The sequence below is a fragment of the Methylosinus sp. sav-2 genome, assembly GCF_004366495.1.
In the GTDB taxonomy this organism is placed as follows: domain Bacteria; phylum Pseudomonadota; class Alphaproteobacteria; order Rhizobiales; family Beijerinckiaceae; genus Methylosinus.
On record NZ_SOEJ01000001.1, the window covers coordinates 1,126,177 to 1,142,954 of the forward strand.

The 16,778-nt window shown below is 66.3% G+C and carries 16 protein-coding genes; 8 read left to right on the top strand and 8 right to left on the bottom strand.

Features of this window, described 5'->3' with window-relative positions; translation table 11 throughout:
• Positions 1 to 172 precede the first annotated feature (172 nt).
• Together EDE12_RS05275 and EDE12_RS05280 are read left to right on the top strand one after the other, a co-directional pair.
• On the top strand, positions 173 to 535 hold the full coding sequence (locus EDE12_RS05275) for a type II toxin-antitoxin system RelE/ParE family toxin (protein ID WP_026599457.1): 363 nt from the start codon (positions 173 to 175) through the stop codon (positions 533 to 535).
• Entirely contained in the window at positions 532 to 855 is a 324-nt protein-coding gene (locus EDE12_RS05280) for an XRE family transcriptional regulator (protein ID WP_026599456.1), read from the top strand. The genes EDE12_RS05275 and EDE12_RS05280 overlap by 4 nt, the downstream gene beginning before the upstream one ends.
• A gap of 968 nt (positions 856 to 1,823) precedes the next feature.
• Here the strand turns inward: EDE12_RS05280 and addB are convergent.
• The gene (addB, locus tag EDE12_RS05285) at positions 1,824 to 4,940 is read right to left on the bottom strand and encodes a double-strand break repair protein AddB (RefSeq protein ID WP_026599455.1); all 3,117 of its coding nucleotides are present in this window, start codon (positions 4,938 to 4,940) and stop codon (positions 1,824 to 1,826) included.
• Between the two features lie 280 nt (positions 4,941 to 5,220).
• Here addB and EDE12_RS05290 point away from each other — a divergent pair, with 280 nt between their 5' ends.
• Together EDE12_RS05290 and EDE12_RS05295 are read left to right on the top strand one after the other, a co-directional pair.
• Positions 5,221 to 6,276 (top strand): ATP-binding protein, encoded by a 1,056-nt coding sequence (locus EDE12_RS05290; RefSeq protein ID WP_245275810.1) that lies wholly within the window; start codon positions 5,221 to 5,223, stop codon positions 6,274 to 6,276.
• Complete coding sequence (locus EDE12_RS05295; protein WP_024881179.1) at positions 6,273 to 6,959, top strand: response regulator; 687 nt, start codon at positions 6,273 to 6,275, stop codon at positions 6,957 to 6,959. The genes EDE12_RS05290 and EDE12_RS05295 overlap by 4 nt, the downstream gene beginning before the upstream one ends.
• On the opposite strand, the gene fabI is transcribed toward EDE12_RS05295, so the two are convergent.
• The 3 genes from fabI to fabA all read right to left on the bottom strand — a co-directional run bounded on the left by fabI (position 6,904) and on the right by fabA (position 9,579).
• Complete coding sequence (gene fabI / locus EDE12_RS05300; protein WP_024881178.1) at positions 6,904 to 7,725, bottom strand: enoyl-ACP reductase FabI; 822 nt, start codon at positions 7,723 to 7,725, stop codon at positions 6,904 to 6,906. The genes EDE12_RS05295 and fabI overlap by 56 nt on opposite strands.
• Before the next feature lie 21 nt (positions 7,726 to 7,746).
• Positions 7,747 to 8,970, bottom strand: coding sequence for a beta-ketoacyl-ACP synthase I (gene fabB / locus EDE12_RS05305; RefSeq protein ID WP_026599453.1), 1,224 nt, complete (start codon positions 8,968 to 8,970; stop codon positions 7,747 to 7,749).
• Positions 8,971 to 9,063: 93 nt separating this feature from the next.
• On the bottom strand, positions 9,064 to 9,579 hold the full coding sequence (gene fabA, locus EDE12_RS05310; protein WP_018267877.1) for a 3-hydroxyacyl-[acyl-carrier-protein] dehydratase FabA: 516 nt from the start codon (positions 9,577 to 9,579) through the stop codon (positions 9,064 to 9,066).
• A 285-nt stretch (positions 9,580 to 9,864) separates the two neighbouring features.
• Between fabA and irrA the strand changes: the two genes are divergently transcribed.
• The gene (gene irrA / locus EDE12_RS05315; protein ID WP_051592680.1) at positions 9,865 to 10,266 is read left to right on the top strand and encodes an iron response transcriptional regulator IrrA; all 402 of its coding nucleotides are present in this window, start codon (positions 9,865 to 9,867) and stop codon (positions 10,264 to 10,266) included.
• A 296-nt stretch (positions 10,267 to 10,562) separates the two neighbouring features.
• Here the strand turns inward: irrA and EDE12_RS05320 are convergent, their stop codons facing one another.
• Positions 10,563 to 11,111: an SH3 domain-containing protein gene (locus tag EDE12_RS05320; RefSeq protein WP_051592567.1), complete on the bottom strand. Its 549-nt coding sequence runs from the start codon at positions 11,109 to 11,111 to the stop codon at positions 10,563 to 10,565.
• 245 nt (positions 11,112 to 11,356) lie between these two features.
• On the opposite strand from EDE12_RS05320, the gene EDE12_RS05325 reads away from it, so the two are divergent.
• From EDE12_RS05325 to EDE12_RS05335, 3 genes are all read left to right on the top strand, one after another.
• Positions 11,357 to 12,352: a D-glycerate dehydrogenase gene (locus tag EDE12_RS05325; RefSeq protein ID WP_018267880.1), complete on the top strand. Its 996-nt coding sequence runs from the start codon at positions 11,357 to 11,359 to the stop codon at positions 12,350 to 12,352.
• Between the two features lie 133 nt (positions 12,353 to 12,485).
• On the top strand, positions 12,486 to 12,947 hold the full coding sequence (locus tag EDE12_RS05330; protein ID WP_024881172.1) for an META domain-containing protein: 462 nt from the start codon (positions 12,486 to 12,488) through the stop codon (positions 12,945 to 12,947).
• 26 nt (positions 12,948 to 12,973) lie between these two features.
• On the top strand, positions 12,974 to 14,137 hold the full coding sequence (locus EDE12_RS05335; RefSeq protein ID WP_026599451.1) for an AAA family ATPase: 1,164 nt from the start codon (positions 12,974 to 12,976) through the stop codon (positions 14,135 to 14,137).
• A gap of 6 nt (positions 14,138 to 14,143) precedes the next feature.
• Here EDE12_RS05335 and EDE12_RS05340 read toward each other — a convergent pair whose 3' ends face one another.
• The 3 genes from EDE12_RS05340 to EDE12_RS05350 form a co-directional block, all read right to left on the bottom strand.
• A complete protein-coding gene (locus EDE12_RS05340) occupies positions 14,144 to 15,475 on the bottom strand; it encodes a DUF3422 domain-containing protein (RefSeq protein ID WP_026599450.1) in 1,332 nt (443 codons plus the stop codon).
• Positions 15,476 to 15,623: 148 nt separating this feature from the next.
• Complete coding sequence (locus EDE12_RS22075) at positions 15,624 to 16,253, bottom strand: hypothetical protein (RefSeq protein ID WP_198029888.1); 630 nt, start codon at positions 16,251 to 16,253, stop codon at positions 15,624 to 15,626.
• Between the two features lie 51 nt (positions 16,254 to 16,304).
• Positions 16,305 to 16,742, bottom strand: a complete 438-nt coding sequence (locus EDE12_RS05350) for a cyclic nucleotide-binding domain-containing protein (RefSeq protein WP_026599448.1) — start codon at positions 16,740 to 16,742, stop codon at positions 16,305 to 16,307.
• Positions 16,743 to 16,778 lie beyond the last annotated feature (36 nt).

Here is a 16,778-nt window from a genome sequence, read left to right on the forward strand (position 1 = left end):
GCGAGACGTGAATCCTCCGCGGCGCAGCGTCGTCCCGAAGTGGGAAGAATGGCACGAGAGGTGGACAAAGCCCGTCCGAATCGGGAGCGGCGGAAATGGGCGGCCGATTCGTCGCGAAAGCTTTAAGAGCCTCGCTCTTGAAATATTCCATCTGTGGAATATAATATGGATTATGAGCTGGTGCGTCGAGCATACGGACGAATTCGCGGAATGGTATCGGGCTCTCGACGAAACGCAGCAGGACGATATTTCGGCCGTCGTGCTGTTGTTGATGGAGCAAGGCCCGAGATTGGCCTTCCCTTATTCGTCGGCGATCAATGGAACTCGCCACGGCCATATGCGCGAATTGCGCGTGCAGAGCAGCGGCCGGCCGTTGCGCGCATTTTATGCGTTCGATCCCAGGAGAGCGGCAATTCTGCTGATCGGGGGAGACAAGACCGGCGACGATCGTTTTTATGGCCGCATGATCCCGATCGCCGATCGGCTCTATGACGTCTATCTCGCGGAACTGAAGAAGGAGGGGTTGATCCCATGACCGGACATCGGCCTTTCACCGAGCTCACGAAGAATTTCTCGCCGGAGCGCCGGGCGCGCGTCGCGGCTAAGGCCGCCGCTCTGCGGGAGGCGATGACGCTCGAAGAGCTTCGTAAAGCGCGGGGCTTCTCGCAAGAGGAGACGGCCTCTGCGCTCGCGGTGGGTCAACCCGCCGTCGCGAAATTCGAGAAGCGCGCCGATATGCGTTTGAGCAATTTGCGCCATTATATCGAAGCGCTGGGCGGCACGCTCGAGATCACCGCGCATTTCGGCGAGGAGACCGTGACCATCGTCGGCCTCGACGAGCCGGATGCGGCCTAGCGCCGGCCGGCGGATGTGTCGATTAAGCTGGACGAAATGGCGAGAGTTCGCCTCTGTCCCGAAGTGAGAGCGGCGGCACGAGACGAGAACAATACCGGTCCGAATCGGGAGCGCCGAAAATCGGCGATCGATTTCTTGCCGAAGCGTCAATCATCATGGTGAAGGCTTCGTAAACGCCGTGTCTTCGCGTCTCGGCTCGTCACCGCCTTCACAGGCTTAGCGAGTCGTGAATGGCTGACCTCTTCGCGCCGTCCCGAAAGTGGAATTGCGGCACGAGACGTGGACAAACCCCGTCCGAATCGGGGGCGTCGAAAATGGGCCGTCGATTCCTTGCGGAAGCGTCAATCATCATGGTGAACGCTTCATAAGCGCTGTGTCTTCGCGGCTCGGCGCGTCACCGCCTTCATAGGCTTAGCGAGTGGTGAATCGTCGGCCTCCTCGCTCCGTCCCGAAAGTGGAATTGCGGCACGAGAGGCGCACAAACCCTGTCCGAATCGGGAGCGTCGAAAATGGGCCGTCGATTCCTTGCCGAAGCGTCAATCATCATGGTGAACGCTTCGTAAATGCTGTCTCTTCGCGGCTCGGCGCGTCAGCGCCTTCATAGGCTTAGCGAGTGGTGAATGGTCGGCCTCTTCGCGCCGTCCCGAAAGTAGAATTGCAGCACGAGACGCGCACAAACCCTGTCCGAATCGGGGGCGCCGAAAATGGGCCGTCGATTCCTTGCCGAAGCGTCAATCATCATGGTGAACGCTTCGTAAACGCTGTGTATTCGCGGCTCGGCGCGCCACCGCCTTCACAGGCTTAGCGAGTGGTGAATCATTGGCCTCTTCGCTTCGTCCCGAAAGTGGAATTGCGGCACGAGACGGGCACAAACCCCGTCCGAATCGGGAGCGCCGAAAATCGGCGGCCGATTCCTTGCCGAAGCCTCGAGGAACATGGTGAACGCTTCGTGACTTCGCGGCGAAGCGTCATTCCTCTCCGCCGCCGCCCTCGCGCGACCATTCCTTCACGCGTGCGAGATGGTCGTAATCGCTGTAGCGCGAGGCGAACTCCACCCATGGCCGCGAGGGATAGGGCGTGTCGGCGAGACGAAACTGATTCAGCAGCACGAAGAGATTGGCGCGATGCTCGGCGACGACGTCGCCAAAGCTCTTGTCCTTGAATTTCAGCCATTGCGTCTCGCCGCCGGTCTTGCCGCCGAGCCGCACATAGGCGGCGCCTGCGACGCGCGGCGCGCCGATGGATTCGAAAGCGCCGGCCTCGATCATCGCCGCCTCCAATGTGAGCTGCGGCGAGAAGCCCGCGCCGACTTGCGAGGCGGTCGGCGGATTGCCGGTCTTGTAATCGAAGACGAAAGCTTCGCCGTTCGCGTCCACCTCTATGCGATCGGCGACGCAGGAGAGGGTGAAGACGCTGCCGTCGGCGAGCGTCAGCCGCCAGGCGGCGCCTTTCTCCACGAAGATTTCGCGCGCCTGCTCGCGGCGTTCACGCTCGAAAGCGAGCGCATGATCGAGGCCGGCGTCTATGCGCGGCCAATCGAAGGCGAGGAAGGACGGATCGTCCAGGAACTCGCCCAGCTCCGAGCGCGCGATATCGACGAGCAGCGCGCGCGCATCGTCCGGCAGCGGGCCTTTTGGATGCGCCTCTTGGAATTTCGCCAGCGCCGCGTGAACGGCGACGCCGATCTCGCGGGCGCCCTTGGGCGCGCCGAGCGGCGGCAAGGGCGGCAGGCGCAGAATATATTCGGCGAAGACGGAATAGGGATCGCGGCGCAATTTTTCGACGCGCGTGACGCTGAGCCGCGTCGGCCGCAGCTCCACGGGCGGGCGCGGCAGCGGGCGCGAGATGGCGCGAATCTCTTGCGGGCGATCCAGTGCGGCGGCGAGCGCGCATTTTTCATCGCCGCGCGCCTTGCAGGCGGCAAAGGCCTCGCCAGAAAGCGCCGCCAATCGCGCGATGAGGCGCGACACCACGGTCGGCGCGCCGTCGCGCTTTTTCGCGCGGCTCACGACGACCTCCGGGGCGCCGAAGGCCATGGCGAAATCATGCGCCGTCTGGCCGATGCGGCGCTCCGGCGGCGAGAGGCCCAATTGCCGGCGCATGGCGCGATTGAGAAAGGCGCCGGATTCGGCCTGCGGCGGCCAGATCGTCTCGTCGAGCCCGGCGAGCAGGACGAGATCGGCGTCGAGCAGGCGCGCTTCCAGCAGGCCGAGAATTTTGAGACGCGGATGCGCGCGGCGCGGGCTGGGCGCGCTCGCCTCGAAGGTGAGGCGATCGAAGAAGGAGGCGTAGCCGCCGGCGTCGAAGACGAGCGCGCTGTCCGAGGCCTCGAGCGCGTCGAAGAGCTGCAGCAATTGCTCGACGCCCTCGCCCGCGGGCTCCTCGCCGGCGATTTTCTCCAGCGCCAGCGCATGGGCGCGCGCCCGCTCGCCGAGGCGCGCCTCCGGCGTGAGCGCGGCGAATGGGAGAAGCGCCTCGTCGAGGCGGGCGAGGAGGTCGTCGATCGCGCGCCAGTCTTCCTCGGAAATACGTTTCAGCGCCGGATGGGCGTGCGTCTCTTCGGCGAGCCGGCGCGCCGGCGCGGCCATGGCGGCGAAGGAGCCGCCGCTTTCGACATTGCGCAGCACGGCGATTTCGACCAGCGGAGCGAGGCGCTCGATCTCTGCGCGCTCGAGGCCGAGGCGCGTCAGCGGATGGGCGAGCAGCGCCGCCGCGTCTATGGCTGAGGCGCCGTCCTCCGCGGTGGCGGCGACGAGCCGCGCCAGCGCGCCGATCGGCGTCGCGCCGAGCGGGCGGCCGGCCGAATCGTCGACCTCCACGCCCCAGCGCGCCAGCTCGGCGCAGACGCGGCGGGCGATGTCGCGATCGGGCGTGATGAGCGCCGCCGTGCGGCCCGGCGTTTCCAGCGCCTCGCGCATGGAAAGGGCGAGGGCCAGCGCCTCCTCGCGCTCGTCCGCCGCCTCGACGAAGGAGACGCCGGCGAGCGCATCCCTGAAGCCCTCGGCCGCAGCGGCGCGGAACTCGCGCCAATAATCGGTGCAATCGGCGGGGCGCAGCGCCTCGGCCAGCAGCCGCACCCGCGCCTGTAGCACGGGCGGAGCGGAGCCGAGGGGGCGGACCTCCTCGCGCGTGACGCCCAGGGTGGAGAGGAGGCGCTTCAGCAAAGTCTGCGGATGGGTGAAGCTCGGCTCGTCGCGCTCATTCTCGCCATCGTCGCCGACGCGGCGCCAGGCGGCTTCGTCCAGCTCGAGATCGAGGCCGGGCAGAATCACCGCGCCGCGCTCCAGCCGGGCGATCGCCGCCAAAAGGCGCGCCGTCGCCGGATGCGCGCCGGTGGAGCCGAGCGCGATCACCGGGCCGCGCGCGCCGCCGCGCTCGAGATGCGCGATCTGCGCCTCGATCAGAGCCGTTTGCCGCGCGGCGCGGTCGATGAGGCCGCGGGCGGCGAGCATGTTCGGCCAATCCTCGAGCGCGATTTTCAGAAAATTGGCGGTGATCGCGAAGAAGCGGTCATAGGCCTCCTCCGCGAGACCGGCGAGCGCGCCGGCGCTGAGCTTCTCAATCGCGAATTCGTCGATGAGTCGCGCCAGCTCGCCGGAGAGCGCATAGGCGCTGGTCGGCGAGGGGGCGATCAGCAGCATTTCGCGCGGGTCGTGCTCGATCGCGCCGGTCGGGTCGATGGAGACGATCGCATGGCGCAGCGCGCGTGCCCATTGCAGCACAAGCTCGGCCAGAATCAGCCGACGGTCTAGCTCCTCTATCGCCGGCGCCAGCGCCAGTTCCAGAGCCGCCTCGCCGGAATCGAGATCGGCGTGGAACAGCGCCGAGGCCTCCTGCTCGTCGAGATCGCCGAGCGGCAATATGCGCGGCAGCAGCGCCGCCGGCGCCTCGATCGCGGTGGCGAATTGCGCCGCCAGCGCCCGCGCGGCGCGCTGAGTCGGCACATAGATCGTGGTGGCGGCCAGAGCCAGCGGGCCGCTCTCGCGCGAGAGGCCGGGGATGATCGCGCCATCCAGCAGCGCTCGCGTGAAGGCGCCGAGAAAGGAGGCGCCAGGAGCTATGGAAAATACGTAGCGAGGCGCCATTTTTTCTACTCGGCGGGTGAAAAGAAAGCACAAGCGGAGCAATTCACATCTGAATTCTGTGTATTGCGCGTGATTGCGGAATTGAAACCCGCTGGCAGAGGAGAATACTCCGGGGCGGCGACCGTGGCGATGGTTTGGCGGCGCGCCGGCTTTTTCGAGAGCGAATAGGTTTCGAGGGAACTCGCCGATGGACCGATCGTCGAGCGATTCGCACGCCGAGCTCCGAGAGACTTCTGCGTCGACGCGGCCTTCGCGCCGCGCCGCGGGGAGCGGGGACGATTTGCGCCATGCCGAGGCGGCGCGGCTGGAGGCCGTCCTCGCATGTCTGTCGGACGCTGTCTTGTCGATCGACCACAAGGGCGTGGTGGTCGGCGTCAATGGCGCCGCGGGCGCGCTGTTTCACTGCTCCGCCGAGGCGCTGCTCGGCCGGGAGGCCGCGCTTCTGCTGCCCCAGAGCCGTATCGTGGCGGGGGAGCGGCGGTCGGATGGTCTCGCTCGCCGCGACGACGGCTCGACCTTCCCGATCTCGCTCGCCGTCAATGAGACGCGCGGCCCCGTTCGCCAACGCATCGCCGTGATTCGCGATCTCACCGAGGAGCGCGCCGCCGAGGCGCTGCTCTGCGAGCTGCGCTCGGAGCTCGCCTATGCCGGGCGGCTCGCCGCAATGGGCGAACTGGCCGCCGCGCTTGCGCATGAGATCAACCAGCCCTTTTCCGCCATCGCCACCTATGTCCGCACCGCGCGCTGGCTGTTGCAGCGTAAACCCAAGCAGAGCGGCGAGGTCGAGGATATTCTCGACAAGGCCGGGGCGCAGGCGATGCGCGCCGGCGATATCGTGCGCCGCTTGCGCGAGTTCGTCACCCGCGGCGAATCGGTGAAGACGGTTCAGAGCCTCAGCGCTCTGGTCGAGGAGGCGAAATCGCTGGGCGTCGCCAGCGCTCGCCAGGTCGGCGCGCAGATCAGCGTCGCCGCCAAGGCCGAGAATGACGAGGTTCTCGCCGATCGCGTGCAGATCCAGCAGGTCATCGTCAATCTCATGCGCAACGCCGTCGAGGCGATGGAGGGCGCGCCGCGGCGCGAGCTGTCGCTCTCCACCTCCGCCGCCGACGGCTATGCGCGGCTCGACGTGGCCGACACTGGCCATGGTCTGAAGGACGGCGCCGGCGCGCTGTTTCAGCCCTTCCGCAGCAGCAAGGTGAGCGGAATGGGCATAGGGCTTTCGATTTCCCGCTCGATTGTCGAGGCGCATGGCGGACGCATTTGGGCCGAGCCCAATCCGCGCGGCGGCGCGATTTTCAGCTTCACACTTCCTCTCGCGGAAAGGGCCAGCCTATGAGACCAGCGCCGCTCGTGCACCTCGTGGACGATGATCCGGCGATCCGCGACGCGCTGACGCTGATGTTCCGCTCGCGAGGCTTTCGCTCGCGCGCCTATCGCGCGGCGGAGGAATGTCTCGCCGAGGCGGGGCCGAAGACAACGGGCTGCATCGTCGCCGATATGCGGCTGCCGGATATGTCCGGCGTCGAGCTGACGCGGCGCCTGCGCGCCTCCGGGGCGACGCCTCCCGTCGTCATCATCACCGCTTGCGCCGGGGCTTCTCTCGCGGTGGAGGCGATGGCGGCCGGCGCCAGCGATCTTTTGGAAAAGCCCTTCGACGACGAGGCGCTGCTCGCCTCCGTGCGGCGCGCGCTGGCGGCGCGGCGCGGCGAGGGCGACATCGACGCCGAGACTCGCGCCGCGCTCGCGCGATTCGGCGGGCTGAGCGAGGATGAGCGGCGCGTGCTGGCCGGCGTCGCCAAAGGCCGGCCGAGCCGCGACATAGCGGAAGGGCTCGGCCTCGAATTGCGCGCGGTGGAGCTGCACCGCGCCAATATCATGGCCAAGGCCAATATCGGCACGCTGGTCGAGCTGGCGCGGCTCTCGGTGATCGCCGCCAGCGTCAAGGCGAGCGAAGGGCGCGAGCCTAATCCGCCGATGCGGCGCCGCCGTTCAAATCTTCGGGGCGCGGCTGCAGCATGATGTTGTAGCCGGCGTCGACGACGTGAATCTCGCCGGTCACGCCGCCCGACAGCTCCGACAGGAAATAGAGCGCCGAGCCGCCGATCTCGTCCAGCGTGATCATGCGGCGCAAAGGCGCATGCGCCTTTTGGAAGGCGCCCATCGCGCGCGCGCCGGTGATGCCGGCGCCGGCCATGGTGCGGACAGGGCCGGGCGAGATGGCGTTCACGCGAATGCCGCGCGCGCCATAATCGGCCGCGAGATAGCGCACGGAGGAATCGAGCGCCGCCTTGGCGACGCCCATGACGTTATAATTGGGCATCACATGCGTGCCGCCGCCGAAGGAGACGGTCAGCATGGTCCCACCATTCTTCATCATCGCCGCGGCGCGTTTCGCCGCCTCGGTGAAGGAGAAGCAGGAGATGACCATGGTGCGGATGAAATTCTCGCGCGATGTGTCGGCGTAGAGGCCTTTCAGCTCGCTCTTGTCGGAATAGGCGAGCGAATGGACCAGAAAATCCAGCTCGCCCCATTCCTCCTGCAGCCGCGCGAAGACGGAATCGAGGGACGCGATATCTTCCACATCGCAGGGGATCACCAGATTGGAGCCGAGCTCCTCGGCGATCGGGCGGACGCGCTTGCCGAGCGCCTCGCCCTGATAGGTGAAGGCGAGCGAGGCGCCGTGCCGCGCCAGCGCTCGCGCTATGCCATAGGCGATGGAATGATCATTCGCGACTCCCATGACAAGGCCGCGTTTGCCCTGCATGAGGCCCGTTGAAACCGTCATCTTTGATTGGTCCTATTCTCGTCAGGCGTCGGGGTGCTTGAACACCAGCGACGCATTGGTGCCGCCGAAACCGAAGGAGTTGGAGAGCACGGCGCGCAGAGCGACATTGTCGCGCCGCTGGCGCAGGATCGGCATATCGGCGAATTCGGGATCGAGCTCCTCGATATTGGCGCTCTCGCAGATAAAGCCGTTCTGCATCATCAGCAGCGAATAGATCGCCTCCTGCACGCCGGTCGCGCCGAGCGAATGGCCGGTCAGCGATTTCGTCGCCGAGATCGGCGGGCATTTGTCGCCGCGGCCGAAGACCTCGCGGATCGCCTCGATCTCTTTCTGATCGCCGACGGGCGTCGAGGTGGCGTGCGGATTGATGTAGTCGATCGGCGTCTTCACGCCAGCGAGCGCCTGGCGCATGCAACGCATCGCGCCTTCGCCGGAAGGGGCGACCATGTCATGGCCGTCCGAGGTCGCGCCATAGCCGGCGATCTCGGCGTAGATTTTCGCGCCGCGCGCCTTGGCCCGCTCATATTCCTCCAGCACCAGCACGCCGGCGCCGCCGGCAATGACGAAGCCGTCGCGGTTCTTGTCATAGGCGCGCGAGGCCGTGGCCGGGCGGTCGTTATAGGAGGAGGACATGGCGCCCATGGCGTCGAACAGCACGGAGAGCTCCCATTCGAGCTCCTCGCAGCCGCCGGCGAACATAATGTCCTGCTTGCCCCATTGGATCATCTCATAGGCGTTGCCGACGCAATGATTCGACGTCGCGCAGGCCGAGGAGATGGAATAGTTCACGCCTTTGATCTTGAACCAGGTGGCGAGCGTCGCCGAGGCGGTGGAGGACATGGCCTTGGGCACGGCGAAGGGGCCGACCTTCTTGGGTCCCTTGGTGCGGGCGATATCGGCGGATTCGACGACCACTTTGGTCGAAGGGCCGCCCGAGCCCATGATGATGCCGGTGCGCTCATTGGAGATCTCGTCCGGCGCGAGGCCGGAGTCGAGGATCGCCTGATCCATGGCGACATGATTCCAGGCCGTGCCCATGGCGTGGAAGCGCATGGCGCGGCGGTCGAGGATCGTCGACGGGTCGAGAGTCGGCGCGCCATGCACCTGGCAGCGGAAGCCGAGCTCGGCATATTTGTCCGCCTTGACGATGCCCGACTTCGCCTCATGCAGAGAGGCGACGACTTCCTGCGTATTGTTGCCGATGGACGAAACGACGCCCATGCCGGTCACGACCACTCTTCTCATGTCCGAACTCCCTCGCGCCGGCGGGCTCTTTGTCTGTCCCGTCTGGATTTGGCGATTGTCTCGCGCGCCCTCGATCGGCGTTCCGTCAGGCCGTCACGCGGCTTCGGGCTTGGCGAGACCGACCTTCAGGTCTTTCGCTTCGTAAATACGTTCGCCGTCCACCTCCACCCAGCCGTCGGCGATGCCGAGGACGAGCTTGGATTTGAACACGCGCTTGAAATCGACGCCGTAGCGGACGAGCTTATTGTGCGGCCGCACCTGGCCGCTGAATTTCACCTCGCCGACGCCGAGCGCCATGCCGCGGCCGGGCAGATCCAGCCAGCCCAGAAAAAAGCCGGTGAGCTGCCACAGCGAATCGACTCCGAGGCACCCCGGCATCACCGGATTGCCCTTGAAATGGCAGTCGAAGAACCAGAGGCTCGGATTGATGTCGAGCTCGGCGCGCACATAGCCTTTGCCATGGGCGCCGCCCTCTTCGAAAATTTCCGTGATTCGGTCGAACATGAGCATGGGCGGCAGCGGAAGCTGGGCGTTGCCCGGGCCGAAAAGCTCTTCCCGCGCGCAGGCGAGCAGATCCTCATATCCGAAAGACGAGCGCCGTTCGCTCATGATGTTCCTTCTTGCGTCTCTGACGTGACGATTTCCGGCCGCGTCGTGGGCCGGAAGCCGCATTCGTTAACATAGGCGCCGGCCGGGTCAAAGGGGGCGCGCGGCTCCAAGAGCGCTTTCAAGAGCGCTTTCATCGGTCCACAGCGGCCCGCGGAGGAAAAGATTGTCTCTGCCGCCGAGCTTCCCTATTGTAACGAAAGAGACAAGATGCGGGGCGGGAAGCACGGGCGAATGACGGTCGAGCAATTCACGATCGAAACCTCCGAGCGGGCGCCGAGCGACGCCATGCGGCGGCTGCGCAGCCGCTTGATGGCGGCCGGCATGCGGCCGACGCGTCAGCGCGTGGCGCTGGGCGGGCTGCTGTTCGGCAAGGGCGATCGCCATGTGACGGCCGAGAAGCTCTTCGAGGAGGCGCTGGCCGCCGATCTGCCGGTCTCGCTCGCCACCGTCTACAACACGCTGCATCAATTCACCGATGTCGGCCTGCTGCGCGAGATCGCGGTGGACGGCGCGCGCGTCTATTTCGACACCAATGTGTCGGAGCATCATCATTTCCTGGTCGAGGGCGAGGGGCTCGTCGATATCCCCGGCGCCCATGTCGACGTCGCCAGCCTGCCGGCGCCGCCGCCGGGCATGAGAATCGCCCGCGTCGATGTGGTGGTCCGCCTGTGCAAGGACGAGGGCTGACGGTCGGATTCGCACATCGCGAGACGCTGCGGCCGTCATGGCCGGGCTCGTCCCGGCCATCCACGCCAATCAGCTGAGAAACCAAAGGAAAGCGGCCCGCCCTCGACGGATTTCATCCCACGTCGGGCGCCGCCGGAGCTTCGGCGTCACACCAAGCTTCTAAGACGCCTCGACGTGACGGCGTGGATGGCCGGGACAAGCCCGGCCATGACGTCGCGGTGGCGAGGAGGATGTGCGCCCCTCGTGGGGGAGGTAGAAATCGCCCATCCGAGTCGGCCTGATCGGAGCGACAAGCCTCACTCGATCTTCTCCCCCGGATAGACGCCCCAAAGGCCCTCCTGCTTCACATAAGCGTCGAAACCCTCACCAGAGACGCGGCACCAGGCTCCGTCGCAGCGGCGTAGGCTGGCGACGACGCCGGGCGAGAGTTTCGCCACCGCCGTCGCATGATCGCTGGCGTAGGCGAGGACCGGCTCTTTCTTCCAGGGTGCGACGAGGGCGGTGCGGCGGCCGGAGAGCAGCGAATGCAGCACCCAGCCCTCGGTTCCCTCCGAATCGCGAATTTTTCGCCAGGTCTCGAATTCGGCGGTGATTTCAACCGGCAGGCCGGCGCGCTCGAAGACCCAGAGCGTCGGATGCTCCTTGCTCGGTCCCTCGTGCAGATTGACGCGGTCCGATTTGAGGCTGACATAACGCGGCAAGGGAAGGCCGGACGCCGAGCCGACCTGCTGCTGCGCGTCGGCGCTCGCCGGCGCGATGGCGAGCAGCGTCAAGACGGCGAGCAGATCGACGGCGAGGCGGATCGCGGCGGCCGTGCGTCGGCTCAAAAGGGGCTTTGCGTCCATTTCTACTCTTCTCCCGGAGCGCGCCCTTCGCAGTTGCGAACGACGCCTCGTCTTGTCTTTGTCCCGCCATCTGCTAGGAAGTCCGATGGGAAAGGGGCGCGGGCGGCGAAAAGCTCTTTTCATCCATCGTCGTTAAGACCTGGTTGAAGAGACGTTGAAACCGCTCCGAAGGCTCGATCCGGCGGAACGTGCCTGCGGGCGCGCCGGAGAGCTTAGTCGCGCGAGGCGGGAGGACGAAGGGGAAGATGGCGAAAAAGAAGCCGCTCGTCGTGGTGACACGTCGGCTCCCCGAGGTGATCGAAACCCGCATGTGCGAGCTTTTCGACACGCGCCTCAATGTGAGCGACCGGCCGGCGACCCATGAGGAGCTCGTCGAGGCCGTCCGCACGGCGGATGTGCTGGTGCCGACGATCACCGACCGCATCGATTCCGGCCTCATCGGCCAGGCCGGCGACCAGTTGAAGCTCATCGCCAATTTCGGCAATGGCGTCGACCACATAGACGTCGCCTCGGCGCTGCGCCGCTCCATCACCGTCACCAATACGCCCGGCGTCCTCACCGAGGACACGGCCGATCTCACAATGGGCCTCATCCTGGCCGTGGCGCGCCGCCTCGTCGAGGGAGCCCGCACGATTCCGGACGGCTCCTGGGGCGGCTGGTCGCCCACTTGGATGCTCGGCCATCGCATCACCGGTAAGCGCCTCGGCATTGTCGGCATGGGCCGCATCGGCCAGGCGCTGGCCCGCCGCGCCAGCGCTTTCGGCCTCTCCATCCATTATCACAATCGCCGCCGCCTGCCGGTCGAGATCGAGGATCAGCTCGAGGCGACCTATTGGGAATCGCTGGACCAGATGCTGGCGCGCATCGACATTCTGTCGATCCACTGCCCGCATACGCCGGCGACCTATCATCTGCTCTCGGCCCGGCGGCTGAAGCAGCTGCGCCCGCACGCCATCATCGTGAACACCGCCCGCGGCGAGATCGTGGACGAGAATGCGCTGATCCGCATGCTGGAGGCGGAGGAGATTTCCGGCGCCGGCCTCGACGTCTTCGAGCATGAGCCGGCCGTCTCGCCCAAGCTCGTCAAGCTCGCCAAGGCCGGCAAGGTCACGCTGCTGCCGCATATGGGCTCGGCCACCAATGAGGGCCGCGTCGACATGGGCGAGAAAGTCATCATCAACATCAAGACTTTCATGGACGGGCACCGCCCGCCCGATCGCGTTCTGCCCAGCATGTTGTGAGGGCGCGTTTCCGCTTCTCGCCCGCGCGCGTCGGAGTTTTTCCGGCGCTTTTCCGTTCGGAAAAAAACCACAAGACGCGCGCCATTCTCCTGATGCGATTCGCTCGAGAGTCGCTCTCAACAAGGATCGAAGGATGAGACGATTTCTGACCGTGCTTCTGGTCGGCCTCGCCGCCTGCGGCCCCGCGCTGGCCAAGGGCAAGCCGGCGCAAAAGGAGAAGGATCAGCAGGAGGCGACCGCGCAGGAGCCGCCGCCGAACTACAAGCCGTTCCCGCATAATTATATTTTCAATCTCAAGGACATAAACGGCAAGGCGCCGCCGGCCGACATTTGGATTCGCATCGACACGACGATGCGCGGCACGGGTTTTTCGGGCTGCAAGTCATGGTCCGGCGTTTTCGTCGTCGGCGGCAATCGGCTCGGACCCAAGGCCATGCCCGCCGTCGCCGACGCCAAATGCGATCCGGCGCTGCAGGCGATCGAGCGCGATTTCTGGCAGGTGATGCTGTCCGGCCCCTTCTGGGACCTGCAGGGCTCCGACCTCATTCTCAAGGGCGCCAAGGGCGGCGTGCTGCGCTTTACGCGCTCGCTCTGACGAGCGGCTGACGTGAGGATCGCGCAATGCTCGAGATCCTCGCGGTCTCCGGCTATCGCTCGCTGAGGGATCTCACCCTTCCGCTCGCGCGGCTCAATGTCGTGACGGGCGCCAACGGTAGCGGAAAGTCCAGCCTCTACCGTGCTTTGCGCCTTCTCGCCGACACAGCCCGCGGCCGGCTGGTGAGTTCTCTGGCGCGGGAGGGCGGCATTCAGTCCACCCTCTGGGCCGGGCCGGAGCAGATCGGTCGGGCGGTGCGCGCCGGCAGCCATCCGGTGCAAGGGCTGGTGCGCAAGAGGTCGGTGCATTTGCGGCTCGGCTTCGGCGCCGCCGATCTCTCCTACGCCGTCGATCTCGGCTTCCCGCCGCCCGGCCTCAGCACATCGGCCTTTCTGCTCGATCCGGCGATCAAGCGCGAATGCGTCTGGTCCGGGCCTTTGTTCCGCCCTTCCGCCCTGCTGGTCGATCGCCATGGGCCGGGGCTGCGCGCCGTGGACGACAGCGGCGCTTGGCGCGTTATCCCGACGCCGATCGCGGATTTCGAGAGCATGATGACGGAATTTTCCGATCCGCGCGCCGCGCCGGAGATGATTTCCGTGCGCCGAAAGCTGCAGTCCTGGCGCTTCTATGATTGCCTGCGGACCGATGTTGAGGCGCCCTGCCGAAGGCCGCAGGTCGGCACGCATACGCCCATCCTCGCCGACGACGGCGCGGATATCGCCGCAGCGTTGCAGACCATTCTCGAAATCGGCGATGAGGCGGGGCTCGCGCGGGCCGTGGACGACGCTTTTCCCGGCGCCGCCATAGAAATCGAGACGCGCGACGGCTGGTTCGAGCTCTCCATGCGCCAGCATGGGCTGCTGCGGCCGTTGAAAGCGGCGGAGCTTTCCGATGGAACCTTGCGCTATCTGATGCTGGTGGCGGCGCTGCTGACGCCCCGCCCGCCCGAGTTGCTGGCGCTGGACGAGCCCGAGGCGAGCCTGCATCCCGATCTCATTCCCGCCCTGGCGCGGCTCATCGCCGCCGCGGCGCAGCGATCGCAAATCGTCGTGGTGACGCATTGCCGCGAGCTGGCCGATCTGCTCGTAAGCGAGCCGGACTCGCGCGCGATCGAGCTGACCAAGGATTTCGGCGAGACGCGCCTCGCCGGCGAGGCCTTCCGGCCGCGCTGGGAATGGCCGAAGCGTTGACGCGCGTCAGCTCACCTTCTCTTCTTCCTGCGCCTTGGCGGAGAGGCGCTTCACGCGCTGCCAGAAGGCCCAGGCGCCGAAAATGACGAAGGGCATGGCGGCGGCCGCCGCTTCCTCGCCGGTGAAGCCGAAGGGCAGGGCGCCGGCGTCCTTCATGCCCTTGAAGAAATAGAGCGAGAGGCCGGCGACATAATAACTGAGGGCCGCGATGGAGAGGCCGCCGACCAGCTTTTGCAGACGCATCTGCAAGCGCGCTCGGCGGTTCATATCGTCGAGCAGGTCGCGGTTCTGCTGCTCCATCTCGAAGGTGATGCCGGTGCGCATCAGATCGGTGGCGCGCTCCACCTGGCGGGCGAGGCGCGCCTGCCTCGTTTCAAAGGCGTTGCAGGTCTCGATCGCCGGATCGAGCCGCGCGCTGAAGAAGGCCGATATGGTCGTATATTGGCTCTCCTTCGCCTCCTGCAGGAGGTTGAGGCGGTTCTTGACGATGGCGTGATAGGCGCGGCTCGCGCCGAAGCGAAAGGCCGTGCGCGTCGACAGCGCCTCGCTCTGCGCCAGAAGATCGCTCAGGCGCTTCAGCAGCTCGCGGCTGGTGCGCATGTCCTGCGTCTGGCTCAGCGCCTGGGTGATGTCGGAGATCTCGCGCTCCATGGCGCGCAGCTCCGGCCCGGCGCTGCGCGCCTCCGGCAGGCCGAGCAGCGCCATCGTCCGATAGGTCTCGATCTCCAGCACACGCTGGATCAGCCGTCCCGTCTCCAGCGCGCCAATGGCGCTCTCCTTCACCAAAAGTCGCGTGAAGCCGAAAGGATCGACCGCGAAATCGGTCATCACATGGGCCGCGCCCTTGGCGGCGCGGATCACGCAGAGGCTCTGCGAGTTGAACAGCCCCACATAGGGCTCGTGCGAATGGCCGCTCTCGAGCGCGCAGAGATGGGTGGCGACGATCAGCCGGCCCGGCGCGCGAAAGGCGATTTCCCCGGTCCCGAGCGGATCGGGATGGGTGAAGGGCTCGCCGGAGTCCTTGTCTGTCGACCAAGTGTATGTGGTGAACTCCGTATGCTGCTCCCAGCGCAGCCGCCAATCGCCGATCGAGAGGCGCTGGAATTTGGCGTCTCCGGGGCGCGGAACCAGCATATGGGCGCGGCAGAGATCGGCGAGGGCGGCGCGGTCGGCGCGCGCCTCCTCCTCATTGGTGGCGAAGGCGAAATGATAGACGCGCTGCGGCAGCGTGATCGGCAGGAAAGGCCGCGCATGCAGCTCGGCGAGGACGGCGGCGCGGGCTTCGTGCTCGGCGAAGCGCCCGGCGACGGGCGCGTCGCTCTCCTGGTCTGACGCCATTTCTCTCTCTTTCGTTTCGTTTCGCTTTTCCTCGGCGGGCGCGGGCCTCGCCGAATCGCTTTCGAGAATAGCGAGGGAGCCTGCCGCGGGAATGCGACAAAACGAACGAAAAGGCGAGGCGTCGCCGCCTCGCCGTCAGCGGCGCCGGTCAGCGATGATGGAAGCCGCCGCCATGGAAGCCCCCGCCGAAGCCGCCATGATGGAAGCCGCCGCCGCCCCATCCGCCATGACCGAAGCCGCCATGACCAAAGCCGCCATGACCGAATCCGCCGTGGTGGAAGCCGCCATGGCCCCATCCGCCGCCCCATCCGCCGACATGATGGACGCCGCCGCCCCAGCCGCCGTAACGAGGGCGATAGCCCCAGCCGCCGCCATAGACGACCGGCCCGCCGCCCCATCCATAGCCGTAAGAGGGATAGCGATAGCCATAGCCATAGCCATAGCCGCCGTAGGGATAGGCGTAGTAGGGCGAATAGGCTCCGGCGGCGATGACGCCGGCGGCCGCCGAGGTGATCACCGCGGCCGCGGGATCATAGCCATAGCGGTAGTAGCGCAGCGCATGGTGCCGGCGAATCGGCCGACGATGATTCGCGTAGCGCACATAGTGACGATGCTGGCGGCTGCTGTAATGCGCCGCCTCGACTGCGGACGGCGGCGAGACGACCGATTTGCTCGCGACGCTGGTGACGCCGGCGAGCGCATCGTCCGGAGACAGCAGAACGAGGGAGATCGTCACGCCGATCGCGGCGAAAACGCCGGATTTCAACGGATTTTGCATTTTCTCCTCCTTACGACGACACACGAGACAGATTTTTTCGCAGCGGCCGGCTCAAGCCTCGAATTTCAGCTCCTGCGCCAGCTGCGTCAGGCGCGTGGCGACGCGGGCGCGCACGCGCGTCGCCGTGGTGGGGAACTCCTCCAATATGCGCAGGAAGAGCGCGCGGGTGATCTTGAGGATGGTCGCCGGCTCGCGCGCTATGGCCGTGACCGGGCGCGTCGTCTCGGTGATCAGCGCTGTCTCGCCGATCAGCGCGAAGGGCCGCAGCACTTTAGCGGCGGGGCGTCCGTCATCGTGCTTCTCCAGCGCGATGGAGCCATTGGTCAGAATATAGCCGCCGTCGGAAGGCTCGCCGCGGCGGAACAGCGCGTCGCCGGCGCGCAGCAATTTCGTCTCGGCGCTGAAGGTCAGAAGGCGCAGCGCCTCGACCTCGAAATCCTCGAACAGAGGAATGCGCCTCAGATTGGCGATATCGTCGTCGAGAGCCATGTCCCGGCTGCTTTCCTCGGGGCGTCTCGCCGCGCG